Genomic DNA, 24219 nt, shown 5'->3' with positions numbered 1-24219 from the left:
ACAGGACTCAGGACAGCCCGATGATCGTCCCGTCGTCGGCGAGGTCGATGCGCTGCGCGGCGGGGCGGCTGGGCAGGCCGGGCATCGTCATCATGTCGCCGCACACCACGACCACGAACCCGGCGCCGGCCGAGAGCCGGACCTCGCGCACCCGCAGCTCGTGGCCCGTGGGGGCGCCGAGGAGGGTGGGGTCGGTGGAGAAGGAGTACTGCGTCTTCGCCACGCACACCGGCAGCGCGCCGTATCCGTCGCGCTCGATGCGCGCCAGCCGCTTGCGGGCCTTGCCGTCCCAGGTGACCTGGCCGGCGCCGTAGATGCGCGTGGCCACGGCCTCGACCTTCTCGGTGAGGGAGAGGTCGTCGGGGTAGGTGAACGAGAACGACGACGCCGCGGGCTCCTCGAGGGACTGCAGCACGCCCTTGGCCAGGTCCTGCGCGCCCATCCCGCCGTCGGCGAAGTGCGTCGCCGGGAAGGCCGTGACGCCGCAGGCCTCGCAGAGCTCGACGACCTTGTCGACCTCAAGGTCGGTGTCGGTCGGGAAGCGATTCACCGCGACCACGCACGGGATGCCGTGCACCTCGCGGAGGTTGTGCAGGTGCCGGCTCAGGTTGGCCATGCCGGCCTCCACGGCGCCGAGGTCCTCGCGGTCGAGGTCGGCCAGTGCCACGCCACCGTGGTACTTCAGCGCGCGGACGGTCGCGACGACGACGGCGACGTCGGGCCGCAGGCCCGACATGCGGCACTTGATGTCGACGAACTTCTCCGCGCCCAGGTCGGCGCCGAAGCCCGCCTCGGTGACGACGTAGTCGGCCAGCCGCAGACCGGCGCGGGTGGCCATCACCGAACTGCAGCCGTGGGCGATGTTCGCGAACGGGCCGCCGTGGACGAACGCCGGCGCACCCTCGAGGGTCTGCACGAGGTTGGGCGCGATCGCGTCGCGAAGCAGCACGGCCATCGCGCCCGTGGCGCCGAGGTCGCGGGCGGTGACCGGTGTGCCGGCGCGGGAGTAGCCGATGACGATGTCGCCCAGCCGGCGCTTGAGGTCCGCCCACGACTCGGTCAGGCAGAAGATCGCCATCAGCTCGGAGGCGACCACGATGTCGAAGCCGTCCTCGCGGGGGAACCCGTTGGCGGGGCCACCGAGCCCGACGACGACCTCGCGCAGGGCGCGGTCGTTGGTGTCGAGGACGCGCTTCCAGCTCACGCTCCGGACGTCGATGTCGAGCTCGTTGCCGTGGTGCACGTGGTTGTCGATCAACGCGGCCAGCAGGTTGTTGGCGGCCGCGATCGCGGCGAAGTCGCCGGTGAAGTGCAGGTTGATGTCGGTCATCGGCACGACCTGGCTGTAGCCGCCGCCGGCCGCGCCGCCCTTCATCCCGAACACGGGGCCCATCGACGGCTCGCGCAGGCACGCGACCGCCCGGTGTCCCATGCCGTGCAGGGCGTCGGTGAGGCCGACGGACGTCGTGGTCTTGCCCTCACCGGGCGGGGTCGGCGACAGCGCGGTCACCAAGATCAGCTTGCCGAGCGGCCGGTCGGCCAGCGAGGTGAGGTAGACCGGGTCGACCTTCGCCTTGGTATGCCCGTACGGCACCAGGTGCTCCGCGGCGATGCCGAGGGACTCGGCCACCTCCGTGATCGGTCGAAGCTCCGCGGCGTTGGCGATCTCGATGTCCGACAACATTGTCGGCCTCCCTCCGTGCTCTTGCACGTTAACCCGTTCCCGGGCGTCTCGGCGGGAGAATCTGCCGTCAACCGGCCTACCAGCAGACCGCCTGACCGAGGGATCGGTCAGTAGCCCAACCCGTGCCCGAGCTCGAACAGCTCCCCGGTGCCACCGGGGCCGGGGATCGAGACGGGCAGCCGCCCGGTCGGGCGCACCTCGCCGTACAGCACGCGCACCAGCGACTCGAGCTGGCTCGCGGTGTAGCCGTAGGTGTCGAGCACCGTCGGCGCCTCGGGGAACGAGGCCACGTCGTAGGGGTTGCGCACGACGGCGACGACCACCGGCGTCCCGGTCGCGAGCAGGGCGCGCACCAGCGTGGCCTGGGCCGTCGCGGCCGCGGTGGGCTGTCCGGTGGTGGCGTCGACGGCGTACGCGTTGTTGGTCGTCACCACGACCAGGTCGGCCTCCCGCGCGGCCGCGACCGCAGCGTCGACGGCATCCGCCGACGGCGTGGTGCCGGACTCGAGCACCTGCGTCGTGGCGCCGCGGGCGGCCAGCGCGGTCGCCAGCGTCGTTGTCGTGGTGGCGCCCCAGCCGGTGACCAGGACGTCGCGCGGCCCGGGCGCCAACGGCAGCAGACCCGCGTCGTTGGCCACCAGCGTGGTGGTGCGGTCGGAGATCGCCTGCGCGGCGGCGAGGTGGTCCGGGGCCCCCAGGACCCGCGGCGCCGCGCCGGCGTCGACGTACCTGTCGGCGAACAGCCCGTGGCGGAGCTTGTGCAGCAGGATGCGGTAGACCGAGGCGTCGAGGCGCTTCCTGCTGATCTCACCGTCGCGGACCGCCCGGAGCACGGCTCGGTACGCCGTGTCCATCTGCGGCGGGATCAGCAGCTGGTCGGCCCCCGCGAGCACCGCGCGCACCGGGGCCACGTCGGGCGGGAACGTCGCGGTCGCTCCGCCCATGTCCAGGGCGTCGGTGACGATCAGCCCGTCGAACCCGAGCTCCCTGCGCAGCAGGCCGGTGAGGATCTTGTGCGACATCGTCGCCGGGACGCCCGGGTCGACTGCCGGGAGCACGACGTGCGCGGTCATGATCGTGTCCACCCCGGCGGCGATCGCCGCGCGGAACGGTGGCAGGTCGATCGCCTCCAGCTGAGCGCGGGTGTGGGTGACCTCGGGCAGCCCGAAGTGGCTGTCCACACCGGTGTCGCCATGCCCGGGGAAGTGCTTGGCCACCGCCGACACCCCGCCGCGGTGGAGGCCGCGGACCTCGGACGCCACGAGGTCGGACACGAGCTCCGGATCAGCACCGACGGACCGGATGCCGATCACGGGGTTGTTCGGGTTGACGTTGACGTCGGCGACCGGGGCGTAGTCCTGCGTGACGCCGACGGCGGCGAGCTCGGCGCCGATCACCGACGCCGAGGTCAGCGCATCGGCGGTCGACCGGGTGGCCCCGAGCGCCATGTTGCCCGGCATCTGCGTGGCACCGCTGGCGGCACCGAAGCGGGCCACGAGCGACCCACCCTCCTGGTCGACCGAGATCTGGAGCGGGATGTGCCCCGGCAGCGCTCGCGCCGCCCGCTGCAGTCCGTTGGAGAGCCTGGCGACCTGCGCCGGGTCGCCGATGTTGTCGTCACCGTTGCGGACGGTGAAGTAGATGACGCCGCCCGGCTGGTACTTCGCGATCGCCTCGGCGGGGGTGTCCACGCCGTACAGCCGCTGGTTGACAGTCTTCGCCTCGTCGCTGACCACGGTGGCGTTGCGGCCGGCGACCTCGATCACGAACAGCTGGCCGACCTTCTGCTTCGTCGACATGTGCTGCAGCAGCGCCTGCGCCCGTTCCTCGTAGGACGGCTTGGCCGGTCGTGTCCGCTCGGCGGTCGCGGCTGGTGGAGCGACCATGGCACTCAGCACCAGGCAGGGGCCGATCACCGACACCAGGAGCGTCCGCGCGCGGCGGGTGGACGTCGATCGAGCCAACATGGGCACCTCCGAGCTCGGGTGTCAGCTGGCCGCGCCGGAGCCCGGACGTCGTACGGACAGTGTCACCGTTTGCTCTGACCGTATGACGCCCTGCGGTCAGACGAGGTTCACCGCGCGGGCGGAGACGGCGTCGATCGCGTGCTGCATGTCGGCGAGCACGTCGGCGGCGATCGAGGTGTCGACCGAGAGGGCGACCAGCGCCCGGCCGCCCTTGGCGTCGCGGGAGACCTGCATGCCGGCGATGTTGATGCCGGCGTCGCCGAGGATCACCCCGACCGTGCCGACCACGCCCGGGCGGTCGCCGTACGTCAGGAACGCGAGGTGCTCGGTGGGCTCGAGGTCGACGTCGAAGCCGTTGACCTCGACCAGCCGCTCCTTCTGGTTGATCCCGATCAGCGTGCCGCTGACCGAGACCTGCGAGCCGTCGGCGAGCGTGCCGCGGATCGTGATCAGGTTGCGGTGGTCGGGGCTCTCGGGGTCCGAGACGAGGCGTACGGCGATGCCGCGCTCGGACGCGAGCAGCGGCGCGTTCACGTAGGAGACCTGGTCCTCGACGATGTCGGTGAAGATGCCCTTGAGGGCGGCCAGCTCGAGCACCTTGACGTCGTAGTCGGTGATCTCGCCGCGGACCTCGACGTCGACGGACAGCGCGACCTCGCCAGCCAGCGCGGTGAAGACCCGGCCGAGCTTCTCGGTGAGCGGGATGCCGGGGCGCAGGTCCTCGGCGATCAGCCCACCCTGGACGTTGACCGCGTCGGGCACCAGCTCACCCGACAGCGCCAGGCGCACCGACTTCGCGACCGCGATGCCGGCCTTCTCCTGAGCCTCCTCGGTGGAGGCGCCGAGGTGCGGCGTGGCCACGACGTTCTCGAGCTCGAACAGCGGGCTGTCGGTGCACGGCTCCTGCGCGAAGACGTCGAGCCCGGCGGCGGCGACGCGGCCCTCCTTGAGGGCGGCGTACAGCGCGGGCTCGTCGACGATGCCACCGCGGGCGGCGTTGACCAGCACCAGCGACGGCTTGACCTTCGCGAGCTGCTCGGTGCTGATCAGGCCCACGGTCTCGGGGGTCTTGGGCAGGTGCACGGACATGAAGTCCGCCTCGACGAGCAGCGTGTCGAGGTCGACCAGCCGCACTCCCATCTGGGCGGCGCGGCCGGCCTGGACGTAGGGGTCGTAGGCGATGACCCGCATGCCGAACGCCGTGAGCCGCTGCGCGACCAGCACGCCGATGCGGCCCAGGCCCACGATGCCGACGGTCTTCTCGTAGAGCTCGGTGCCGGTGTAGCGGGCGCGCTTCCACTCGCCGTGCTTGAGCGCGGCGTGGGCCGGCGAGACGTGACGAGCGGCGGCCAGCATCAGCGCGACGGCGAGCTCGGCGGCCGAGACGATGTTGGACGTCGGCGCGTTGACGACCATCACCCCGCACTGGGTGGCGGCGCGCACGTCGACGTTGTCGAGGCCGACGCCGGCCCGGGCGACCACCTTGAGCCGCCGCGCGACCGCGAGGGCCTCGGCGTCGACCTTGGTCGCCGAGCGGACCAGGATCGCGTCGGCGTCGGCGATCGCGGGGAGCAGCTCGCCGCGGTCGGCGCCGTCGCAGTGCCGGATGTCGAAGTCCGGACCGAGCGCCTCGACGGTGGCCGGGCTGAGCTCCTCGGCGATGAGTACGACGGGCCGGGTGACGGGGTTGGTCACAGCGTGGTGTCCTCGCGGGATGTGCGGGCGGGATGTGCGGTGTGTCGGTGGGCGCACGACGCTGTGCTGCGCTCGAACTGTACCCGACCTCGATGAACTATTCGGTCGCGTCCGTGAGCCCGCTCGGCCTACCCTGGAGACGTCCCACTCCCGCGCGCAGGCAGGTCCATTTGAAGCTCTGAGGTCGCCGCCCCACCCACGCCACCTCGTACGGAGCTCTGCCATGCCTGCACCCACCCCTGTCATCAGCACGTCCGGCCTCGGTTTCGCCTGGCCCGACGGCACCCCGGTCCTCGACGGCCTGGACCTCCTGGTCGGCCCCGGACGGTCCGCCCTGGTCGGCGTCAACGGCGCCGGGAAGTCCACGCTCCTGCGGATCGTCGCCGGCGACCTGCGCCCGACCGCCGGGCACGTCCAGGTCGCCGGCGAGGTCGGCTACCTGCCCCAGGACCTCACCCTCGACGTCGACCAGCCGGTCGAGGACTTCCTCGGGGTCGGGCCGGTGCGCCGGGCGATCCGGGCCGTCGAGGGCGGCGCGGTCGACCAGGCGCTGTTCGACACCATCGGCGATGCCTGGGACGTCGAGGACCGGGCCGTCGCCGAGCTCGCCCGCCTCGGCCTGCCCGGCGACGTGCTCGACCGGCGGCTCGGGGAGCTCTCCGGGGGCGAGGTCACCCAGCTCGGTCTGGCGCGGCTACTGCTGGCCCGCCCCGACGTCCTGCTGCTGGACGAGCCGACCAACAACCTCGACGCCCGCGCCCGCGAGCGCCTCTATGACGTCGTCTCGGGGTGGACCCGTTCGCTGCTGGTGGTCAGCCACGACCGTGAGCTCCTGGAGCTGATGGACCGGATCGGCGACCTGCGCGGCGGCACCGTGCGCTGGTACGGCGGCGGCTACTCCGCCTACACCGCCCAGGTCCAGGCCGAGCAGGAGGCCGCCCAGCGAGCGGTGACCAGTGCGCGCTCCGACGTACGCCGGCAGCGCGCCGACCGCGTCGAGGCCGAGCGGGTGCTGGCCCAGCGGCGCCAGCAGGCCAAGAAGGCGGAGGCGACCGCAGGGCTCGGGAAGGCCCAGATCAACTACAAGAAGAACCGGGCGGAGAAGTCCGCGGCCGGCCTTCGCGGCGTGCACGAGGCCCGCCTCACCGACGCGCGCGAGCGCCTCGACGCGGCCGAGGCGCTGCTCCGCGAGGACCGCGAGATCCGCATCGACCTGCCGGGGACCGAGGTGCCGCGCGGGCGCGTGGTCCTCGACGGTCCCGACCTGGAGGTCAATGGACCCGACCGGATCGGCCTGATCGGACCCAACGGCTCGGGCAAGACCACGCTGCTGCACGGGCTCGTCGGGCAGGCGCGGGTGCCGGTCGCACTGCTCCCCCAGCGCCTCGACGTGCTCGACGACGACGCCACCGTCTACGAGAACGTGAAACGCCGGGCGCCGCGTGCGGACGCCAACGCCGTGCGAGCACGGCTGGCGCGCTTCCTGTTCCGGGGCGGAGCCGCTGACCGACGCGCCGGAGACCTGTCCGGCGGCGAGCGGTTCCGGGCGACGCTGGCGGCGCTGCTGCTGGCCGACCCGGCCCCGCAGCTGCTGCTGCTCGACGAGCCGACCAACAACCTCGACTTCGCGTCGTACGACGCGCTGGTGTCCGCGCTCGCGGCCTACCGCGGCGCACTCGTCGTGGCCAGCCACGACCTGGCGTTCCTCGACGACATCGGGGTGGAGCGGGTCCTCGACCTGGCAAACCCCGATGCGGACGCCCCGATCGACTGACAGGGTGGCGCTCGTGCACGTCGCGACCGAACGCCTGATGATCCGCCCCTGGCGCCACGAGGAGGCGCCACGCCTGCTCGACCTGCTGAGCCGGCTCGAGGTGGTGAAGTGGCTCGACGACGGGGAGCCACGGCTCATGAAGGATCTCGACGAGGCGCACGAGCGGGTCGACCGGTACGCCGAGCGCGACGCGCCGCCCCTGGGCACGTGGGCGGTCGAGCGGGTCGAGGACGGCGTCGTCGTCGGCACGGTGCTGCTGTTGACGCTGCCGAACGCCGAGGACGGCGAGGTCGAGATCGGTTGGCACCTGCACCCCGACTCGTGGGGCCGGGGCTATGCCACCGAGGCCGCGCGGGCGGTCCTGGGCCACGCGTTCGCCGCGGGCCTGCCCGAGGTGATCGCGGTCAGCCACACCGACAACTGGGCCTCCCAGGCGGTGATGCGCCGGCTCGGCATGGAGGACCGCGGCATCACCGGGCGGTGGTACGAGGAGGAGTCGGCGCTGTTCGTGATGACGGCCGAGCGCTGGCGGGATCTCCGGCCAGCTTGAGAGCAGCCCACGCCAGCACGGCACCGATGACCGCGCCGATGCTGTTGGACAGCCAGTCGTCGGTGGAGCAGGAGCGCCCGATCGCGGGCACCAGCGCCTGCACGGTCTCGATGGCGACCGAGAGCCCGCTGCCCGCGGCCAGCGCCAGCAGCGGTCGCCGCCAGGCCACGCCCGCCAGCAGCACCGGCGCCACCAGCAGCACGACGTTCGCCGCGAGCTCGACACGCCCCACGGTCGGCATCGACCAGGCCACCTCGCAGCGACCGAAGAGCTCTCGGTCGACGGGCATCAGGGTCAGCACCGCGACGGGAAGCAGCGCGGCGCCGGTCAGCCACCAGGCGACGCGCGGGTGCTGCGCCAGCCGGCTGCCCACGAGCGGGCCGAGGACGACGAGCACGGCGAGGGCGGCCGGGGACATCCAGGGGTGCTCGACGAGGACGGTGCTGGTCACGGGTGGACCGTATCGAGAGCGCCGAGGCCACGGCCTCGGCCTGAGGTGCCGATCGGCTGTCCCCTGGTGCTAGGCGAAGAGCGCCTGACCGACGTACTCGCCCTCACCGATGCCCGGGGGTACGGCGAACAGCGCGGAGCCGGTGACCTTGAGGTACTCCATCATCGCGTCGTTCTTCGCCATCTTGTTCTGGATCGGGATGAAGTGGGTGTCGGGGTCGCGGACGAACGCGATGAAGAACAGGCCGGCGTTCAGGCCGCCCAGGGTGTCGGTGCCGTCGACGAAGTTGTAGCCGCGGCGGAGCATCCGCGCGCCGTCGTTGAAGTCGGGGTGCACGACCCGGACGTGCGAGTCCTTCGGGATGACGGGCCCGTCGCTACCGGGCATCGAGAAGTCCGGCTCGGTGAACTCCCCGCCGCCCGAGAGCGGCGCGCCCGTGCCCTTGGTGCGGCCGACGAACGACTCCTGGTCGCCGAGCGGCTGGCGGTCCCAGACCTCGATGGTCATGTTGATCCGCCGGGTCACCAGGTAGGAGCCACCGGTGAGCCAGCTCGAGGCAGCGTCACCGTCCCCGGCGCCGACCCAGATGTGCTCGTCGAGGGCATCGGGCTCCTCGGCCTTGACGTTGGCCGTGCCGTCCTTGAACCCGAACAGGTTGCGCGGCGTGGACTGCGAGGTCGAGGTGGTCGACGTACGCCCGAAGCCGAGCTGCGACCAGCGCACCGCGACCGTGCCGAACCCGATGCGGGCCAGGTTGCGGATCGCGTGCACGGCGACCTGCGGGTCGTCGGCGCAGGCCTGCACGCACAGGTCGCCGTAGGAGCGTTCGGGGTCGAGCAGGTCGCCCGGGAAGTGCGGCAGGGTCTGCAGCGCCTGCGGCTGGCGAGACGCCAGCCCGAAGCGGTCACGTCCGTGCTCGTCGCGGAACAGCGTCGGCCCGAACCCGAACGTGATGGTCAGCCCGCTGGAGGAGAGGCCGATCGCCTCACCGGTGTCGTCCGGCGGCAGCATGCTCGGCCCGTCGGTCGGCCCGACCTCCCCGGCCGGGAGTCCCCGGGTCATCCGGTCGGCGGCCTCGGTCCACGCCTTGAGCAGCGCGATCAGCTGGGCGCGGCTGCCGGTGGTGACGTCGAACGCCGCGAAGTGCAGCCGGTCCTGGGCCGGGGTGACGATGCCGGCCTGGTGCGGGCCACGGAACGCGAACGCGTCGCGCTCCGAGGTGGCCGCCTCGCCGTCCGCGGCCGTCGCGCGGCCGGCCGCGAAGGCGCCGGCCGCCAGCCCGGCGGCGGCGACACCGCCGCCGACCAGGCCCCGTCGGGAGATCGCGTGCTCGGTCAGGACAGCACCGCCGCGGTGAGGCGGGACAGCGGCTCGGCAAGCGCATTGACGGCGTTCGCCAGGGCCTGGATGTCGTCGTGGGCGACGTCGTCGTACAGCGTGAAGCCGGTGGCCGTCTTCTGCTTGTCCAGGAGCTCCTGGAGGTCGGCGAACCGGGCGTCCAGGGTCTTGGCGAGGTCGGGGTCGTTGGCGGCGACGATCGGCTCCACGCCCTCGAACGCCACCCGGGCGCCGTCGACGTTGGCCTGGAAGTCCCACAGGTCGGTGTGCGACCAGAACTCCTCCTCGCCGGTGACCTTGCCGTTCGCGACCTCCTCGAGCAGGCCGCGCGAGCCGTTGGCGATCTGGTCGACGGTGAAGCTGAGCTTCCCGATGCGACCCTCGAGCGTGTTCGTGTTGGCCATCAGGTCATCGGCGTAGAACGCGCGCTGCTTGGTGGTCAGGGGCGTGTAGCCGGTGGCGTCCTGCGGCCACAGGTCCTTCTCGATGCGGTGCCAGCCGGTCCACTTCTGACCGGGCTCGAGGTCGGCCTCGCGGGCGTCCATCTTGGGGTCGAGGTCACCGAAGGACTCCGCGACCGTCTCGATCCGCTCCCAGTGCGTCCGCGCCTCCGGGTAGAGCGCGCGTGCCTGGTCGTCCTGGCCGGCCTTGTAGAGGTCCACGAACTGCTGGGTCTTGTCGACCAGCTGCTCGGTCTGCTCGCGCACGTAGGCCTGGTAGCCCGCCAGCGCCTGCTTCACCGCGGCGTCGTCAGTCGAGACGGTGGGCTCCTCGTCCGACTTGGTGACGGTGAAGTCGCCGCGGACGCCCTCGCCCTTCATGCCGGGCTTGCACGCGGTGACGTAGGAGCCGGCCGGGGCGCTGACCACCAGCTCCCGCGAGAGCTGCGGACCGATGTTCTCGACCTCACCGACGATGCGCTGCCCGTCCTCGCCGAGCAGGTAGAACTCGGTGACCTGGGAGCCGTCGTTGGTGACCTTGAAGGTCAGCGTCCCGGACGGCGCCTCGGCGGTCGAGAGGTCGCAGCCGTCGTCGGTCGAGGTGACCGCGATCGTGCGATCGCTGCCGGAGTCGGTCGTGTCGGGGCTGTCGGCGTTCTGCGTGCAGGCGGCGAACAGTGGGGTGGCGGCCAGAAGCGCCACGAGCAAGGGCTTGCGCATGGTGGGTCGGTGGTCCTTCGGGAGAGTCAGTGGCTGACGGGAGTCGGCTGCTGCGGCTGTGGCCGCACGGGCGCGGCGTTGCGCCGGCGGATGCCGCGGACGAACAGGGCCATCGTGGGGACGACGTACAGCACCCACACGAGGGCCTCGAGCACGGTGGTGACCGGGGAGAAGTTGAAGACGCCCTTGAGGAGGGTCGCGTACCAGGTCGAGGGGTCGATCGTGCCGGAGACGTCCCACGCGACGGTGTTGAGGCCGGGAAGGATGCCGGCCTCCTGCAGGTCGTGCACGCCGTAGGCCAGCACGCCGGCAGCGACCACGATCAGGAAGCCGCCGGTCCAGGCGAAGAACTTGCTCAGGTTGATCGTGATCGCGCCGCGGTAGAGCAGGTAGCCGAGCGCGACCGCGGTCGCGATGCCGAGACCCGCGCCGAGCAGCGGTTGCCAGGTCGCGTTGCTGTCGCGGGTGACGGCCTCGGTCGCCGACCAGAGGAACAGCGCTGTCTCCAGGCCCTCGCGACCGACCGCGAGCACCGCGACCAGCACGAGGGCGAACCAGCCCCCCTCGGCTGCCTTGTCGATCTGGCCACGCAGCTCGCCGCTGAGCGTGCGCGCCGCCCGGGCCATCCAGAAGATCATCCAGGTGACGAGCGCGACCGCGACGATCGACAGCGAGCCGCCGATGGCCTCCTGCGCCTCGAACGTCAGGCCGCGGGGGCCGTAGAACAGCGCGAAACCGAAGCCGAGGGAGACGGCGACCGCCAGCGCGACCCCCGCCCAGATCCGGGGCAGGAGCTCGCTGCGCTGGGACTTGACCAGGTAGGCGACGAGGATGCTGACGACCAGCGCCGCCTCGAGGCCCTCACGCAGGCCGATCAGGTAGTTCGCGAACACGAGACCGACCATAGCGGCCGCGAGTTAGGTTTGCCTAACCATGGTTGCCAGATTTCACCTGGCGGACCGCCTTCCGGTCGCTCAGATGGGGCAGCCGTCCGGCCCGCAGGCCTCGGCGTCCCCGCCGACCGTCTGCAGCACCGGGTGCGCCTCGGCCCAGGCCTGGTCGAGCAGCTGGGAGAAGACGGCCGCCGGCTGGGCGCCGGACAGGCCGTACTTGCGGTCCACGACGAAGAACGGCACGCCGGTCGCGCCGTACGCCCGAGCCTGCGCGACGTCGGCCTCGACGGCCTCGGTGAACTCCTCACCCGCCAGGACCTCGCGCACGCGCGCCTCGTCGAGCCCGGTCGCGGCCGCGACCTCGGTCAGCACGTCGTGGTCGCCGACGTTGCGGGCGTGGGTGAAGTACGCCGCAAGCAGCGCCTCCTTGAGCTCGCGCTGGAGCTCCGCTCCCCCGGTCTCGAGCGCCAGGTGGAGCACCCGGTGGGCGTCGACGGTGTTGGTGTGCACGGTCTCGAACAGCTTGAAGTCCAGCCCGTCCTGGGCGGCGAGCTCGATCAGCTGCTGCTGCATGTCGCGCATCTCGTCCTCGCTGCGACCGTACTTGCGGGCGATGACGCCGGTCGACAGCTCGTGGCCGTGCCTGGGGGCGGTCGGGTCGAGCTCGAAGGACCGGTAGACGATCTCCACGTCGTCGGCGTGCTCGAAGCCCGTCAGGGCCGTCTCCAACCGACGCTTCCCGACGTAGCACCACGGGCAGACGACGTCGCTCCAGATCTCGATGCGCATGTCCGGTTGAACCCGCAACCACGCCGCCCCATTCCCGGCATGTCGACAAATGACGTTGACCCGCCCGAAAGCTTCGGGCGGGTCAACGTGGAGTGGATCAGCGGGCGGCCTCGCCGGCGACGTCGGGCAGCTGCGAGGGCAGCAGTTCCTCGATGGGGACACCCAGGACCTGGCTGAGCGCGACCAGGGTCGTGAGGCGCGGGTTCATCGGCATCCCCGGCCTCGACTCGCCCTTCTCGAACTTCTGGTACGTGTACGACGCGATCCCGGCCGCGTGCGCGACGCGCTCCTGACTGAGGCCGGTCGCCTCTCGGGCGCGCAGCAGGTTGTGCCCGAGCTCGCGGGCGAACGACTCCCAGGTGACCTCAGTGGATCGACGACGCGTCACGAGGACAAGCCTCGCGGGTCGACAGAGCAGAGATGGTCATACCAGTATGGGAATCGTCCGACACTTCTGCTGTGGAGAACGAGCGCCGGACAGCCCGGAATGTCGGTTGCCACGTCTAGCGTCACCGACCGACGCACCCAGACTCGGCGCGGGGAGCACACATGGACAGCAGCGACCACGGGACACCGGGCTGGATGACGTCACCCTGCCCTTCCTGGTGCACCCGGGCCCACCACGAACAGGACCACCCCGAGGACCGGCGACACCAGGACGACGGCGTGGTGATCCCGATCGTCGCCGGCCGCCTCGATCCTGGTCGCCTGACCTACGTCGCACGCTCGACCGAGATCGTGGTCCAGCGGTTTCGCGAGCTCCCGGACGGCGCACCGACCTGGTTGATGATCTCCGAGACGGAGAGCGCGCCCCACCGACTGGTCCTGACCGGCGAGAGCGCAGCTCGACTGCGATCAGCACTGCCCGACGACCTCTGAGCAACGAGCGTCAACCCTGCTCGGGATCCACCGCACTGCGCATCCGTACGCCGAACACCGTCGCCCCGCGCGGCAACCCGACGACGTACCGCCCGAACGCACCCTCGACCGTGGCAACCAAGGGGACGGCGAGCCCCGGCACGGCGGCAGCGATCTCCACCCGCGAGACCGCACTCTTCTCGATCACGACCACCTCGGCGCCACCAGCGTCCGAGGACCACGCCAGCAGGATCGAGGCGGGCATGACGACGACGAGGCAGGCGCGTCGCGCGCCGGGACGCAGCACCATGCTCGGGAACGCGAGGATCACGCCCTCCGAGGCGCGCACCACGTCGTCGACCGGGTCTCGGACGAGCCCGTACAGCCGCAGGCCCGACTCGATGAGCCGGGCGTCGCGGGCCGCCACCGCGGCGTCGACCAGACCCCCACCAACCGCGTCGGCAGGGTCGAGGAGTCGATCCCCCGAGGGCGCCACACCGCGACGGTACCATCTATAGATGGCCATACGCGAGTGAGGCACAGAGCAGACCTGCGATGAGAGCGGGTGCCCCGAGTTCCCTGCCGAAATGCCGAGTCGGCGCATCTGCAGGTGCAGATGCGCCGACTCGCCTGGAGCGGGCGGGGATCAGCGGGTGGCGGTGCCCTCGGTGTAGTCGGAGTCGTGCGACTTCACCCAGGCCATGAGCTTGCGCAGCTCGCGGCCGGTCTGCTCGATCGGGTGCTGCTCGCCCTTCTTGCGCAGCTCGTTGAACTCCGGCGACCCGGCGTCCATGTCGTCGATGAACCGCTTGGCGAACGAGCCGTTCTTGATGTCGGCGAGGACGGCCTCCATGTTCTTCTTCACGTCGGGGGTGATCACCCGGGGGCCGGAGACGTAGTCGCCGTACTCGGCGGTGTCGGAGACCGACCAGCGCTGCTTGGCGATGCCGCCCTCGTACATGAGGTCGACGATCAGCTTGAGCTCGTGGAGGCACTCGAAGTAGGCGACCTCGGGCTGGTAGCCGGCCTCGGTCAGGACCTCGAAGCCGTACATGACCAGCTGCGAGGCGCCACCGCACAGCACGGCCTGCTCACCGAACAGGTCGGTCTCGGTCTCCTCGGTGAACGTGGTCTTGATGCCGCCGGCACGCAGGCCGCCGATCGCCTTGGCGTAGGAGAGCGCGAGGTCCCAGGTGTCGCCCGAGGGATCCTTCTCGACCGCGACGAGGACCGGGACGCCCCGGCCGTCGACGTACTCGCGGCGGACCAGGTGGCCCGGGCCCTTGGGGGCGACCATGAAGACGTTCACGCCCTCGGGCGGGGTGATGTAGCCGAAGCGGATGTTGAAGCCGTGGCCGAAGACGAGGGTGTCGCCCTCGGTGATGTTCGGCTCGATCTCCTCGGCGTACAGCTTCCGCTGGTGCTGGTCGGGCGCGAGGATCACGATGACGTCGGCCTCCTCGGCCGCCTCCGCCGGGGTGAGGACGCGCAGGCCCTCGGCCTCGGCCTTCGCGCGGCTCTTGGAGTCGGGCTGCAGGCCGACGCGGACGTCGACGCCCGAGTCACGCAGCGACAGCGCGTGGGCGTGGCCCTGGCTGCCGTAGCCGATGACCGCCACGTTCTTGCCCTGGATCAGGGACAGGTCGGCGTCGTCGTCGTAGAACATCTCAGCCACGGGGGCTTCTCCTTCTTGTTGGGTTCCTCAGTCACGGTGGTTTCGAGGCTCGGCGCTGGCGCGCCTCACACCTCAACCACCGACGGCGGGCGGGGCGGGGATGGTGACCGGGCGCAGGTTGCGCTCGGAGATGGAGCGGGAGCCACGACCGATCGCGACCATGCCGGACTGGACGAGCTCGCGGATGCCGAACGGCTCGAGCACCCGCAGCAGGTCGGAGAGCTTGTCGGCGTTGCCCACCGCCTGGATGGTCACCGCGTCGGGCGCGATGTCGACCACCTTGGCACGGAACAGCTGCACGGTGTCGAGCACCTGCCCCCGGGTCTCGACGTCGGCCTTGACCTTGACCAGCAGCAGCTCGCGGTTGACCGACGCCGCGGTGTCGAGCTCGACGATCTTGATCACCTCGACCAGCTTGTTGAGCTGCTTGGTGACCTGCTCGAGCGGCGACTCCTCGACGTTGACCACGATCGTCATCCGCGAGACCTCGGGGTGCTCGGTGGGGCCCACGGCGAGCGAGTCGATGTTGTAGCCGCGACGGCTGAAGAGGCCGGCGATCCGGGCCAGCACACCGGGCTTGTTCTCGACCAGGACGGACAGGGTGTGCCGGCTGTGGGAGGAAACGCTCATGCTCGGAGGTCCACTTCCGTGTCGTCGTCGAACCGGGGCGCCATGTCCCGGGCGTACTTGATGTCGTCGTTGCTGGTGCCGGCCGCGACCATCGGCCAGACCATCGCGTCGCGGTGGACGCGGAAGTCGACCACGACCGGGACGTCGTTGATCTCCATCGCCTTCTGGATCGTGGCGTCGACGTCACCCGGACTCTCGCACGCCAGCCCCACGCAGCCATAGGCGTCGGCGAGCTTGACGAAGTCGGGGATCCGCTTGGAGTGCAGGTCGGTGTTGGAGTAGCGCTCATTGTAGAACAGCGTCTGCCACTGCCGGACCATGCCGAGCGACTCGTTGTTGATGATCGCGACCTTGATCGGGATGTCGTTGATCGCGCAGGTCGCGAGCTCCTGGTTGGTCATCTGGAAGCAGCCGTCGCCGTCGATCGACCACACGGTCGAGTCGGGCATGCCGACCTTCGCACCCATGGCGGCGGGGACCGAGAAGCCCATGGTCCCCAGGCCACCGGAGTTGATCCAGGTGTTGGGGTGCTCGTAGCCGATGAACTGCGCGGCCCACATCTGATGCTGGCCGACCCCGGAGGTGTAGATCGCCTCCGGCCCGGCGATGGCCCCGAGGCGCTCGATGACGTACTGCGGCGACAGGCCGCCGTCGGCCGGCTTCTCGTAGCCGAGCGCGTACTTCTTCTTCACCCCGGCCAGGAACTCCACCCAGGACTCGTAGTCACCGGTGTGACCGGCGTCGGCCTCGGCCTTGAGCGCGACGATCAGGTCGCTGATCACCTCGCGGCAGTCGCCGACGATCGGGACGTCGACCGCGCGGTTCTTGCCGATCTCGGCCGGGTCGATGTCGGCGTGGATGACCCGCGCGCCCGGGGCGAAGGAGTCGAGGTTGCCGGTGACCCGGTCGTCGAACCGGGCGCCGAGGCTGATGATCAGGTCGCTGCGCTGCAGCCCGGCGACCGCGGCGACGGTGCCGTGCATGCCGGGCATGCCGAGGTGCTGCGGGTGGCTGTCGGGGAACGCCCCGCGGGCCATCAGCGTGGTGAGGACCGGCATGCCGGTGAGCTCGGCCAGCACCCGCAGCTCGCGGGAGGCACGGGCGCGGATCACGCCGCCGCCGACGTACAGCACCGGGCGGCGCGCCTCGAGGATCAGCTTGGCGGCCTCACGGATCTGCTTGGAGTGCGGCCGGGTGACCGGACGGTAGCCGGGCAGGTTGAGCTCGGTGGGCCAGGCGTAGGTCGTCATCGCCTGCAGCGCGGACTTCGCGACGTCGACGAGCACCGGGCCGGGGCGGCCGGTCGAGGCGATGTGGAAGGCCTCGGCGACCGTGCGGGGGATGTCGGCCGGGTCGGTGACCAGGAAGTTGTGCTTGGTGATCGGCATCGTGATGCCGCGGATGTCGGCCTCCTGGAAGGCGTCGGTGCCGATCTGGGCGGCTCCGACCTGTCCGGTGACGGCGACGATCGGCACGGAGTCCATGTGCGCGTCGGCCAGAGGCGTGACGAGGTTGGTCGCGCCGGGCCCGGAGGTGGCCATGCACACGCCGACCCGGCCGGTGGCGGCGGCGTACCCCTGCGCGGCGTGCCCCGCGCCCTGCTCGTGGCGCACCAGGATGTGCCGGATCGAGGAGTCCATGAGGGGGTCGTACGCCGGGAGGATCGCACCGCCCGGGATGCCGAAGATGTGCTCGGTGCCCGCGGCCTCCAGCGACCTGATCAGGCTCTGGGCGCCTGTCATCTGCTCGCTCATCGATGTCTGTCCTGTCTCGCTACCTGGTGCCGTGCCCTGCCCAACAAAAAACCCCTCGGCCCGGGTGGGCGGCGAGGGGTGACGTGCGCGCTGTGGTCGGTGTCGACTCAGCTCACACGTCGCGTGCGTACAAGGATGTCCATGCGCATGGGCCAACCGTAGCCGCACGGGCCTCCCGCCCGCATCCGAGTGTGACACGCGTCCCAGCATCCGGGACGAGGGTCCCGGCATCCGGTCAGGCGCCCTGGTCGGGCCGGTCCCCGGGCTCCCGCCCGTCGGCCGTGCACACGCAGACCTTGTTGCCGTGGGCGTCGGCCAGCACCCAGAACGCCGGGGCGTAGTGGTCTGTGACGAGCGTGCCGCCCGCCGCGAGCGCCGCCTCCACGCGCTCCTCCGCCACTTCGCGGGGGACGACGATGTCGAGGTGGAAGCGCTGCTGCACCTCCCCGGTCGCTCCCGGGGCCTCCTGGAACCACAGCGTGTTGTTGCGCCGTCCGGCATCCATGATCTCGGAGTCGTACTGGGTGTCGCCGTAGGCGAGCACCACCGCCCAGAACGGCTTCACGGCGGCGTGGTCGGGGACGTCGAGCGCGAGCTCGAGCGTCGAGACCTCGCGCGGGGTGGACTCGACGCCCAGGTCGCGGGCGATCTCGGAGATGCGGCGCGCCAGCGCGATGTCGCGGCTGGTGACGCCGTGGACGTCGTGGCTGTAGAGGTCGACGTCGACCTGCGGGTAGGTCAGCACCACGTCGGGGTGGTGGCCGGCCTGCTCGGCGGCCTCGGTGATGCGGGTGACCAGTTCGAGGCCGGCCACGAAGCTCCCCGTGCGGAAGCGGGCGTGGAGACAGTCGAGGAAGAAGCGCCAGTCGTCGAGTCGCTCGGCCTGCACCTGCGGGAAGCGCAGCTTCTGCTTCGGGTCGGTCATGGGAGCACCACCTGTCCGATCGGTCCGGGATTGAAGGCGATCTCCCAGCGGTAGCCGTCGGGGTCGCCGAAGTAGCCGGTGTAGCCGCCCCAGTCGCGCTCGACGGCGTCGTGAACAGGGTCGGCACCGGCGGCGCGGGCGGTCGCGAGCACGGCGTCGACCTCCTCGCGGGTGGGGACGTTGTGGGCCAGGGTGATCGGCGCGACGCCGGCGCCGCGGGCGATCGGGCCGACCTCCGCCTCGAACGCGGAGTCGACCCACAGCGAGAGCACAACGTGCTCGCCCACCTGGAGCATCAGCACCTCCTCGGGCACGTCGAGCGACGCCGTCCACCCGAGGCCGTCGACGTAGAACCGCCGGCTCGCGTCGAGGTCGCGCACGGCGAGCGTCACGAAGCTGATCCTCTGGTCCATCTCACCCACCCTGGCACACCGCGCGGACAGTGCGCGCGGGTCCGCCCGCATCCCGGGGCCTGTCCCGCACGCGGCGCGTCACTTGTCGCCACGTGGACCGGCCCGCGATCATGGCGCCGTGAGCGGCGCGACCAGGACGTGCAGCGTGTGCGTGGTGTCCCGGCAACCGATCGTGGTCGCCGGCATCAGGACCCTCCTCGCGGAGTCGGCCGACGCCGACCACTGCTACCTCAGCGTCACCGACCACACCGAGGCCGACGTCGTGATCTACGACGTCTTCAACCTCGTGGTCGGTGACCATCAGGCTGGTGAGCAGGAGCTCCGCCGGCTCGCGGCCGAACATCCCGGGGGCGTGCTGGCCCTGTCGCGGCTCCTCCAGCCCGGCCTGACGGCTCGAGCGCTCTCGCTGGGCGCTGCCGCCCCCGTCTCGGTGAGCGCGGCCGGTGACGAGCTCACCGCCCTCGTCGACGCGGCCGCCAACGGAGACCTGGCCACCGACCCCCAGCTCGTCCGCCGCTACGACGCCGACCTCGCCCGGGCGCTGCAGTCTGCCGTCGAGCTCACCCCGAGACAGAAGACCGTCATCTCCCGGATCGCCGCCGGCTACAGCAACGAGCAGATCGCCGCCGAGCTGTACATCAGCATCAACACGCTCAAGAGCGCCATCCGCGGCACCTATGCCCGCATCGGCGTCGCCAACCGTGCCAGCGCCGTCGCCTGGGCCATCGCGCACGGGTACCACGCCTCCGGGGGCTCCACCTCGGCCCCCTAGTCGCGCGGGCCGTCCCGGCCCCGGTCCCTGGCCTAGTCTCGGTCCATGAGCGAGCGCGCGGGGATCGATCCGTCGGTGGCACCCAGCGGGACCGGGTGCGTGGAGTGCGACGCCGCGGGCGGGTGGTGGGTGCACCTGCGCCGCTGCGCGCAGTGCGGGCACGTCGGCTGCTGCGACACCTCGCCCGCCCAGCACGCCACCGCGCACTTCCGCGAGACCGAGCACCCGGTGATCCAGAGCTTCGAGCCCGGTGAGGCGTGGTTCTGGGACTACACCTCCGAGGAGGGCTTCGAGGGGCCCGTCCTAGCCGATCCTCAGGGACACCCCGAGGACCAGCCGGTCCCCGGTCCTGCCGGCCGGGTGCCGGCCGACTGGCGGGCCCACCTCCACAGCTAGGAGTCTGTCGACCGCGACGTTTGGTGGTCGCGCCCATCGGGCACGTCAGATGAGCACCAACCAACCGAACGGAGTGACACCATGCTGTGGACCATCCTCATCGTGCTGGCCATCATCGCGCTCGTGCTGTTCATCCTCGGACGCGTTCGCGGGGGCCGCGGCGTCTGAGTCACAGCCGATGTCTCCCCGAGGCACCGTCTCCCTTCCCGGGGGCGGTGCCTCGGCGTCTCTCAGGGCCCGGACCACTCCCGCAGCAGCAACCCGTAGACCCACGAGTCCGACACGACGCCACTCACGACGCAGTCCTCGCGCAGCGTCCCCTCACGCCGGAAGCCGAGCTTCTCGAGGGGCGCCGTGACGCCGATGGTGTCACCGGGGCGGAGGGGGAACTGCATGCCTCTCAGGCTGTCATCTGCTCGAGGGTCTCGCGAACGAGTTCGAGACCGCGGCGCACCTCCGCGAACGACGTCGACAGCGGCGAGAGCCCGATCCGCAGACCGTGCGGGTCGCGGTAGTCGGGGATCACGTCGCGCTCCCAGAGCGCCGCGGTCACCTCGCGCATCAGTGGGTGGTTGAGCGTGACGTGGCCGCCGCGCAGCGCCGGGTCGCGCGGCGAGGCGAGCACCACGCCGAGCGGGGCGAGGAGCTCGTCGGCGACGTCGACGGCGTACGACGTGAGCGCCACCGACTTGGCGCGCACCGCCTCGATGCCGGCCTCCTCGACCAGCGCGAGCATGTCCTGCATCGCCAGCATCCCCACGATCGGCGGGGTGCCGGACAGGAAGCGGCGGATCCCCGCCGCGGGGGCGTACGACGGCCCCATCAGGAACGTGTCGACCGCGCCCATCCACCCCTGGATCGGCTGCGCCAGCTCCGCGAGGTGCCGCGAGGCGACGTAGGCGAACGCCGGGGCGCCGGGGCCGCCGTTGAGGTACTTGTAGGTGCAGCCGACCGCCAGGTCGACGCCCGCGTCGTCCAGGCCCATCGGCGCGGAGCCGGCGGAGTGGCACAGGTCCCAGAGCACCAGGGCGCCTGCGTCCTGGGCGATCCGGGTGAGCTCGGGCAGGTCGGCCAGCCACGCCGAGCGGTAGGCGACGTGCGAGAGCACGACCAGGGCGGTGTCGGGACCGACGGCGGGTTCGAGCAGTTCGGCTGTCACGCCCGCGTCGAGGTCGACGTCGATCCAGCGCAGGGTCAACCCGCACTCGCGGGCCACGCCGTCCGCGACGTACCTGTCGGTCGGGAAGTTGTCGCGGTCGATCACGATCTCGGTGCGACCCGGACGGGCTGCCACCGCAGCCCGCATCAGCTTGTAGATCAGCACGGTCGTCGAGTCGCCGACCACGGTCTGGCCGGGCGCGGCGCCGAGCACGACGCGGCCGAGGTCATCGCCCAGCGTGAGCGGCAGCTCGAGCCAGCCCTCGTCCCACCCGCGGATCAGCCGTCCGCCCCACTCCTGCTCCACGAACCGCGCCAGGCGCGGGCCGGTCACAGCGAGCGGCCGGCCGAGCGAGTTGCCGTCGAAGTAGACGAGCGGCTGGTCGGCGCCGACGAAACGGTCGCGGTACGGCGCCAGCGGGTCGGCGTGGTCGAGCTGAGCGGGATCCATCATCACCTGCTGGTGTCTATCAGACCGGTTCGCAGCGCGCTGGTGGCGGCTCAGCACCGGCGCTGTGCACCCGGGTCGACCCGGGCTCGCGACGGCGGCGGGGGTGGCGGCGGCAGTGCTGGGACGACGGTCACGGACACCGGAGCCTGGGAGAACAGTCCGCCGGCGTCGGTGGCCTGCATCGTCACCGAGTAGGAGCCGGCCGCCAGCGCGTCGGTGTTGGCGATCAACGTCGGCAGCCCGCAGGTGGTGGTGATGATGAACAGCCCTGCATTGACCACGGCACCGTGCGCGTCTTTGGCGTCCACGACCGAGAAGAAGAGGACGCCGTCCCGGTCGTCGTCGGAGGCCGACAACACACCGACGAGCTGGACGCCGGTGTCCGCCTCGACCGGGCGGCTGCCCGTCAGCTCCACACCCCACGGGGCGTCGTTGCCGTCGTCGACGTAGATGGTGACGGAGACCTGGGCGAAGCCGTTGGCGGCCGTCGCCCGCACCGTGATCACGTAGTTGCTCGTGCCCTCGTGGTCCAACGAGCTCGTGGTCGTGATGGTCCCGTCCGCGGCGACCGCGAACGGCGCCACGAAGTTCGCAGCCAGCGAGTAGACCAAGGGGTCGCCCTCGGGATCGATGGCCGACACCGTGGCGACGACCGTCCCACTCGGCTGGTTCTCCTCGACCGACAGGATCGTCGGCCCGATGAAGTAGGGCAGTTGGTTCGGGACGACGACCGGTGGGAGGGACTCGTCCACGTCGGCCACCGAGACGCTGAAGTCGCCGATGGTCGAGTGGCCCTCGGAGTCGGTCGACCGGACCCGCACGCTCTCGGTCGCGCGCGTCTCGTGATCGAACGAGGCAGCGGTCACGAGCTGGTCGCCCACGGTCTGGAACGAGCCGCTCACGACGGTGTAGTCGACGCTGTCTCCCGCGCTCACGCCGGTGGTGGACAGGGTGCCGATCACGGTGCCGGCCGGCCGGTTCTCCTCGACAGCGGAGCCGGAGAGGGTGACCACCCGGGCCTCGGCCCGGTCGAGCACGCGGAGGGCGATCGGCGTGGCCCGCCGCGCACCGCGACCATCCGTCACCCGGACTCGGACGGTGAGGGTCGGCTCGCTCTCGAAGTCCAGGATGCCGCTCAGGACGAGGGCATTCCCCCGGATCCGGAACAGGCCGTTGTCCTGCGAGCCCGTGCCGTCGACCAGCGCGAAGCGCTGCCGTGCGTGCGGGTCCTGGTCAGTCGCGCTCAGCCGCCCGACGACCGTGCCGGGCGAGGCGGTCTCGGGTACGGCGGCGGCGCTGATCTGCACCCGCCCAGGTCGGTGATTCCCTGCCGTGGCGGAGGCGGGACCGACCGCGGCGACGACGAGGCCCGCGCTGACTGCCGCGGTGAGTGCGACACGGCAGAAGGAACCCATCGGGTCATCATCGGCCACCAGGACGAGTTCCGTGGCCGTTCGGCATCACGGCCTGGGAGCGGTCATCTCCCGCACCGAGGCGTAGCGCTCGCGCACCAGCGGGGTCGGCTCGACCTGGGTGTCCACGACGTCGGCGAGCGGCCAGTCCGGGGCCTCGGCGGAGCCGGACAGCACCCAGGCGGCCTGGCGGGCGGCGCCGCGGGCGACGTACTCCCCCGGCTGCGGGACGCTCACCGGCAGCCCGAGCACGGCGGAGGCGATCTCGCGCACCGCGCGCGAGCGGGCCGCGCCGCCGACCAGGATGATCCGCTCGACGGGGGTGCCGAGGGCGCGGACGGCGTCGACCGCGTCGGCCAGACCGCAGAGCATGCCCTCGACGCTGGCGCGGGCGAGGTACGCCGGGTTGGTGGTCTCCAGGCGCATGCCGTGGAGCGCCCCGGTGGCGTCGGGCCGGTTGGGGGTGCGCTCGCCCTCGAGGTAGGGCACCAGCACCATGCCGCCACAACCCGCCGGGGCGGAGAGCGCGAGGTCGGAGAACTCGTCGTGGTCGACGCTGAGCATCCGCTCGGCCGACGCGAGCACGCGGGCCGCGTTCATGGTCGCGACCAGCGGCAGGAACCGGCCGGTGGCGTCCGCGAACCCGGCGACCGCGCCCGTGATGTCGCCCACCGGCTTCTCGGCGACCGCGCAGGCCACGCCCGAGGTGCCGATCGAGACGATCACGTCGCCGGGGACGGCACCGAGGCCGAGGGCGCTGGCGGCGTTGTCACCGGTGCCGGGGCCGATCAGCTGGCCGGCGGGGGTGCGGCCGGCACTCTCGGACGGGCCGAGCACGCGCGGCAGGATCGCGTCGTGGCCGAGGCCGAGCTCGAGCAGGTCGCGGCGGTACTCACCTGTGGTGGGCGACCAGTAGCCGGTGCCGCTGGCATCGCCCCGGTCGGTCACCAGGGTGTCGAGCGACGCCGCACCGGACAGCTTCCAGGTCAGCCAGTCGTGCGGCAGGCACACCGCCGCCGTGCGCGCCGCGTTGTCGGGCTCGTGCTGCGCCAGCCAGCGCAGCTTGGTGACGGTGAACGACGGGACCAGCACCAGGCCGGTCGCCTCGACCCAGGCGGCGGGTCCGCCGAGCTCGTCGATCAGGTCGCGGGCGGCCTGCGCGGAGCGGGTGTCGTTCCACAGCAGCGCCGGGCGCGCGACCTCGCCGGCCTCGTCGAGGCAGACCATGCCGTGCTGCTGACCGCCGACGGCGATCGCCTCGACATCGTCGAGACCACCGGCAGCGGCGCTCGCCTGACCGAAGGCCTCCCACCACGCGTCGGGATGGACCTCCGTCCCGTCGGGGTGGGCGGCGGAGCCGGAGCGGACGAGCTCACCGGTCTCCGCGTCACAGACGACGACCTTGCAGGACTGGGTGGAGGTGTCGACCCCCGCTACGAGTGGCACGAGCAGAGGTTAGTCCCCGGTCCGGTGG

Annotated in this window: 24 protein-coding genes; 5 read left to right on the top strand and 19 right to left on the bottom strand. The window is 71.5% G+C overall.

All coding sequences use genetic code 11. From position 1 onward, the window contains the following. Nucleotides 1–7 precede the first annotated feature (7 nt). From AC3ANS_RS06575 to serA, 3 genes are all read right to left on the bottom strand, one after another. Nucleotides 8–1684, bottom strand: coding sequence for a formate--tetrahydrofolate ligase (locus AC3ANS_RS06575; protein WP_488295367.1), 1677 nt, complete (start codon nt 1682–1684; stop codon nt 8–10). A gap of 107 nt (nt 1685–1791) precedes the next feature. Next, nucleotides 1792–3651, bottom strand: a complete 1860-nt coding sequence (locus tag AC3ANS_RS06570; protein ID WP_488295366.1) for a glycoside hydrolase family 3 protein — start codon at nt 3649–3651, stop codon at nt 1792–1794. A 96-nt stretch (nt 3652–3747) separates the two neighbouring features. Then, complete coding sequence (gene serA / locus AC3ANS_RS06565; protein ID WP_488295365.1) at nt 3748–5346, bottom strand: phosphoglycerate dehydrogenase; 1599 nt, start codon at nt 5344–5346, stop codon at nt 3748–3750. Nucleotides 5347–5569: 223 nt separating this feature from the next. Here serA and AC3ANS_RS06560 point away from each other — a divergent pair, with 223 nt between their 5' ends. Then, on the top strand, nt 5570–7120 hold the full coding sequence (locus tag AC3ANS_RS06560; RefSeq protein WP_488295364.1) for an ABC-F family ATP-binding cassette domain-containing protein: 1551 nt from the start codon (nt 5570–5572) through the stop codon (nt 7118–7120). A 4-nt stretch (nt 7121–7124) separates the two neighbouring features. Further along, the gene (locus AC3ANS_RS06555; protein WP_488295363.1) at nt 7125–7670 is read left to right on the top strand and encodes a GNAT family N-acetyltransferase; all 546 of its coding nucleotides are present in this window, start codon (nt 7125–7127) and stop codon (nt 7668–7670) included. Here the strand turns inward: AC3ANS_RS06555 and AC3ANS_RS06550 are convergent. From AC3ANS_RS06550 to AC3ANS_RS06525, 6 genes are all read right to left on the bottom strand, one after another. Continuing rightward, the gene (locus AC3ANS_RS06550) at nt 7591–8121 is read right to left on the bottom strand and encodes a VanZ family protein (RefSeq protein ID WP_488295362.1); all 531 of its coding nucleotides are present in this window, start codon (nt 8119–8121) and stop codon (nt 7591–7593) included. The genes AC3ANS_RS06555 and AC3ANS_RS06550 overlap by 80 nt on opposite strands. 69 nt (nt 8122–8190) lie before the next feature. Then, nucleotides 8191–9399, bottom strand: a complete 1209-nt coding sequence (gene efeB, locus AC3ANS_RS06545) for an iron uptake transporter deferrochelatase/peroxidase subunit (protein ID WP_488296438.1) — start codon at nt 9397–9399, stop codon at nt 8191–8193. Nucleotides 9400–9455: 56 nt separating this feature from the next. Then, the gene (gene efeO / locus AC3ANS_RS06540) at nt 9456–10619 is read right to left on the bottom strand and encodes an iron uptake system protein EfeO (RefSeq protein ID WP_488295361.1); all 1164 of its coding nucleotides are present in this window, start codon (nt 10617–10619) and stop codon (nt 9456–9458) included. 26 nt (nt 10620–10645) lie between these two features. Next, nucleotides 10646–11512, bottom strand: coding sequence for an iron uptake transporter permease EfeU (gene efeU, locus AC3ANS_RS06535; RefSeq protein ID WP_488295360.1), 867 nt, complete (start codon nt 11510–11512; stop codon nt 10646–10648). Between the two features lie 81 nt (nt 11513–11593). Next, the gene (locus tag AC3ANS_RS06530; protein ID WP_488295359.1) at nt 11594–12301 is read right to left on the bottom strand and encodes a DsbA family oxidoreductase; all 708 of its coding nucleotides are present in this window, start codon (nt 12299–12301) and stop codon (nt 11594–11596) included. A 97-nt stretch (nt 12302–12398) separates the two neighbouring features. After that, on the bottom strand, nt 12399–12689 hold the full coding sequence (locus tag AC3ANS_RS06525) for a helix-turn-helix domain-containing protein (RefSeq protein WP_488295358.1): 291 nt from the start codon (nt 12687–12689) through the stop codon (nt 12399–12401). 161 nt (nt 12690–12850) lie between these two features. Between AC3ANS_RS06525 and AC3ANS_RS06520 the strand changes: the two genes are divergently transcribed. Continuing rightward, nucleotides 12851–13180, top strand: coding sequence for a DUF6907 domain-containing protein (locus AC3ANS_RS06520; protein ID WP_488295357.1), 330 nt, complete (start codon nt 12851–12853; stop codon nt 13178–13180). Nucleotides 13181–13190: 10 nt separating this feature from the next. Here AC3ANS_RS06520 and AC3ANS_RS06515 read toward each other — a convergent pair whose 3' ends face one another. From AC3ANS_RS06515 to AC3ANS_RS06490, 6 genes are all read right to left on the bottom strand, one after another. Further along, nucleotides 13191–13655 carry a hypothetical protein gene (locus AC3ANS_RS06515; protein WP_488295356.1) on the bottom strand — a complete coding sequence of 155 codons (465 nt, stop codon included), beginning with the start codon at nt 13653–13655 and terminating at the stop codon, nt 13191–13193. Nucleotides 13656–13805: 150 nt separating this feature from the next. Beyond that, entirely contained in the window at nt 13806–14825 is a 1020-nt protein-coding gene (gene ilvC, locus AC3ANS_RS06510) for a ketol-acid reductoisomerase (RefSeq protein WP_488296437.1), read from the bottom strand. An 81-nt stretch (nt 14826–14906) separates the two neighbouring features. Next, a complete protein-coding gene (ilvN, locus tag AC3ANS_RS06505; RefSeq protein WP_488295355.1) occupies nt 14907–15464 on the bottom strand; it encodes an acetolactate synthase small subunit in 558 nt (185 codons plus the stop codon). After that, nucleotides 15461–17218, bottom strand: a complete 1758-nt coding sequence (locus AC3ANS_RS06500; RefSeq protein WP_488295354.1) for an acetolactate synthase large subunit — start codon at nt 17216–17218, stop codon at nt 15461–15463. The genes ilvN and AC3ANS_RS06500 overlap by 4 nt, the downstream gene beginning before the upstream one ends. Nucleotides 17219–17453: 235 nt before the next feature. After that, entirely contained in the window at nt 17454–18143 is a 690-nt protein-coding gene (locus tag AC3ANS_RS06495) for a 4a-hydroxytetrahydrobiopterin dehydratase (protein ID WP_488295353.1), read from the bottom strand. Next, nucleotides 18140–18556, bottom strand: coding sequence for a VOC family protein (locus AC3ANS_RS06490; protein WP_488295352.1), 417 nt, complete (start codon nt 18554–18556; stop codon nt 18140–18142). The genes AC3ANS_RS06495 and AC3ANS_RS06490 overlap by 4 nt, the downstream gene beginning before the upstream one ends. A 118-nt stretch (nt 18557–18674) precedes the next feature. Between AC3ANS_RS06490 and AC3ANS_RS06485 the strand changes: the two genes are divergently transcribed. Both AC3ANS_RS06485 and AC3ANS_RS06480 read left to right on the top strand, forming a co-directional pair. Continuing rightward, entirely contained in the window at nt 18675–19328 is a 654-nt protein-coding gene (locus AC3ANS_RS06485) for a helix-turn-helix transcriptional regulator (protein WP_488295351.1), read from the top strand. 45 nt (nt 19329–19373) lie between these two features. After that, nucleotides 19374–19724 carry a UBP-type zinc finger domain-containing protein gene (locus tag AC3ANS_RS06480; RefSeq protein WP_488295350.1) on the top strand — a complete coding sequence of 117 codons (351 nt, stop codon included), beginning with the start codon at nt 19374–19376 and terminating at the stop codon, nt 19722–19724. 230 nt (nt 19725–19954) lie between these two features. Here the strand turns inward: AC3ANS_RS06480 and AC3ANS_RS06475 are convergent, their stop codons facing one another. From AC3ANS_RS06475 to xylB, 4 genes are read right to left on the bottom strand one after another with little or no spacing between them, the layout of a single operon-like run. Next, a complete protein-coding gene (locus tag AC3ANS_RS06475) occupies nt 19955–20119 on the bottom strand; it encodes a GNAT family N-acetyltransferase (protein WP_488295349.1) in 165 nt (54 codons plus the stop codon). 5 nt (nt 20120–20124) lie between these two features. Further along, nucleotides 20125–21333, bottom strand: coding sequence for a kynureninase (locus AC3ANS_RS06470; protein ID WP_488295348.1), 1209 nt, complete (start codon nt 21331–21333; stop codon nt 20125–20127). Nucleotides 21334–21383: 50 nt separating this feature from the next. Then, a complete protein-coding gene (locus AC3ANS_RS06465; protein WP_488295347.1) occupies nt 21384–22748 on the bottom strand; it encodes a cadherin repeat domain-containing protein in 1365 nt (454 codons plus the stop codon). A 45-nt stretch (nt 22749–22793) separates the two neighbouring features. Next, on the bottom strand, nt 22794–24191 hold the full coding sequence (gene xylB, locus AC3ANS_RS06460) for a xylulokinase (protein WP_488295346.1): 1398 nt from the start codon (nt 24189–24191) through the stop codon (nt 22794–22796). Nucleotides 24192–24219 lie beyond the last annotated feature (28 nt).

It is taken from the genome of Nocardia sp. 149-1B, from assembly GCF_057747975.1.
Note: the sequence above shows the minus strand (reverse complement) of the source record. Positions and strands in the feature narration are given on the sequence as shown.

Coding starts and splice junctions, on each gene's coding strand:
- AC3ANS_RS06575 (WP_488295367.1), bottom strand. CDS start 1,684: ATGTTGTCGGACATCGAGATCGCCAACGCCGCGGAGCTTCGACCGATC.
- AC3ANS_RS06570 (WP_488295366.1), bottom strand. CDS start 3,651: ATGTTGGCTCGATCGACGTCCACCCGCCGCGCGCGGACGCTCCTGGTG.
- AC3ANS_RS06560 (WP_488295364.1), top strand. CDS start 5,570: ATGCCTGCACCCACCCCTGTCATCAGCACGTCCGGCCTCGGTTTCGCC.
- efeO (WP_488295361.1), bottom strand. CDS start 10,619: ATGCGCAAGCCCTTGCTCGTGGCGCTTCTGGCCGCCACCCCACTGTTC.
- AC3ANS_RS06530 (WP_488295359.1), bottom strand. CDS start 12,301: ATGCGCATCGAGATCTGGAGCGACGTCGTCTGCCCGTGGTGCTACGTC.
- AC3ANS_RS06520 (WP_488295357.1), top strand. CDS start 12,851: ATGGACAGCAGCGACCACGGGACACCGGGCTGGATGACGTCACCCTGC.
- ilvC (WP_488296437.1), bottom strand. CDS start 14,825: ATGTTCTACGACGACGACGCCGACCTGTCCCTGATCCAGGGCAAGAAC.
- ilvN (WP_488295355.1), bottom strand. CDS start 15,464: ATGAGCGTTTCCTCCCACAGCCGGCACACCCTGTCCGTCCTGGTCGAG.
- AC3ANS_RS06500 (WP_488295354.1), bottom strand. CDS start 17,218: ATGAGCGAGCAGATGACAGGCGCCCAGAGCCTGATCAGGTCGCTGGAG.
- AC3ANS_RS06495 (WP_488295353.1), bottom strand. CDS start 18,143: ATGACCGACCCGAAGCAGAAGCTGCGCTTCCCGCAGGTGCAGGCCGAG.
- AC3ANS_RS06490 (WP_488295352.1), bottom strand. CDS start 18,556: ATGGACCAGAGGATCAGCTTCGTGACGCTCGCCGTGCGCGACCTCGAC.
- AC3ANS_RS06480 (WP_488295350.1), top strand. CDS start 19,374: ATGAGCGAGCGCGCGGGGATCGATCCGTCGGTGGCACCCAGCGGGACC.
- AC3ANS_RS06475 (WP_488295349.1), bottom strand. CDS start 20,119: ATGCAGTTCCCCCTCCGCCCCGGTGACACCATCGGCGTCACGGCGCCC.
- AC3ANS_RS06470 (WP_488295348.1), bottom strand. CDS start 21,333: ATGGATCCCGCTCAGCTCGACCACGCCGACCCGCTGGCGCCGTACCGC.
- AC3ANS_RS06465 (WP_488295347.1), bottom strand. CDS start 22,748: ATGGGTTCCTTCTGCCGTGTCGCACTCACCGCGGCAGTCAGCGCGGGC.